We start from the raw sequence: 1,344 nt of genomic DNA on the forward strand, positions 1-1,344 counted from the left end.
CGCCTAGGCCGTGTTTTAGAACTCGCTGACCTGTCTGGTTGGCCGTCCGGGGAAGTCGCGGGTGGCCATCCAGATGGTGAGGTCGCGGGCGATGTCGTTGATGCTGGTCGCCGTGGTGACCTCATGTTCGTTGCGGGTGGTGTCACGACGGACGATCTCGTAGCCGCCTTCGTCCAGGACGGCCACGGAGGCGAACCAGACGGGGTCGTCCTCGTCGGGCTGGACGACCACGAAGGTGTTGTCGGAGTCGTTGAGGTCGCTGATCAGCATGAACAGCGCGTCCTCGGAGGGGTCGTCGATGCGGTCGCCGTTCTCGCTGTCGGCGCCGTAGTACTGAGCCCCCATCGTTGCCTTCCCCTCGCCTGTTCACCTGGGTCGCGGTCAGCATGGCATGAGGAAGCGACAGCTCAGGCCGGTCACAGCCATTCGCTAATCGCGGCGATCAGGACGGTGGCTTCGAAGCGGACGGCGAGTTTGTCGAACCGGGTGGCGACCGACCGGTTGCGCTTGAGGCGGTTGATCCCGCACTCGACCGCGTGCCGGGCCTTGTAGTCCTCGCGGTCGAAGGCCGGTGGCCGCCCGCCGGCCTTCCCGCGCCGTTTGCGGTGGGCGGCCTGGTCGGCAGGCTCCGGGATCGTGCAGCGGATTCCCCGCCTTCGAAGGTAGGCCCGATTGGCGCGGGACGAGTAGGCCCTGTCGCCCCGAACTCGCAGTGGGCGGACGCGGGGACGGCCGGGTCCGGTGCGGGGCACTCGGACGCCTTCCAAGATGGCGGCGAACTGAGGACTGTCACCGCGCTGGCCTGCGGTGACCAGTAAAGACAGCGGCCGTTGCCCCTGCTCGCAGGCCAGGTGGATCTTGGTAGTGAAGCCTCCCCGGGACCGGCCCAGGCCGTGGTCGTCGGGCTCGGCGCGGGCTCCGCCCGGCGGTTCCTTCTGGGCCTGCCCGTCGCGGCGGGCGCCTGCGGCGTGTTGGTGGGCCCGGCAGATCGTGGAGTCGACGTTGATCTCCCACGTGATCAGCCCAGCCGCATCCGCCCGGGCCTGCAGTCGGGTCAGCAGTTCGGGCCAGGTGCCGTCACGCTGCCAGCGACGGAAGAGCCCATAGACCGTCTGCCACGGCCCGTACTCCGATGGCAGATCTCTCCACGGAGCACCCGTACGAACCCGCCATCGGATCCCATCGATCAGCCTCCTCCGCCCCACCGCCGGCCTGCCCCGGATCGCCACCGGCAGCATCGGTTCCAGCACAGCCCACTGATCGTCAGAAAGATCCCCTCGCCCCACATCGCGATCATCACGGCGCAGCCCGAATGATGAAGCCCACTTCTAAAACACGCCCTAG

At 68.1% G+C, this 1,344-nt stretch carries 2 protein-coding genes; both read right to left on the minus strand.

Annotated features, from left to right (window positions below; genetic code table 11):
- Positions 1-15: 15 nt before the first annotated feature.
- Positions 16-345, minus strand: coding sequence for a hypothetical protein (locus ACIBJH_RS48185; protein WP_399123422.1), 330 nt, complete (start codon positions 343-345; stop codon positions 16-18).
- Between the two features lie 71 nt (positions 346-416).
- A complete protein-coding gene (locus ACIBJH_RS48190; protein WP_399123424.1) occupies positions 417-1,238 on the minus strand; it encodes an IS5 family transposase in 822 nt (273 codons plus the stop codon).
- Between the last annotated feature and the right edge of the window lie 106 nt (positions 1,239-1,344).

It is taken from the genome of Streptomyces sp. NPDC050548 (assembly GCF_044457385.1).
In the GTDB taxonomy this organism is placed as follows: Bacteria; Actinomycetota; Actinomycetes; order Streptomycetales; family Streptomycetaceae; genus Streptomyces.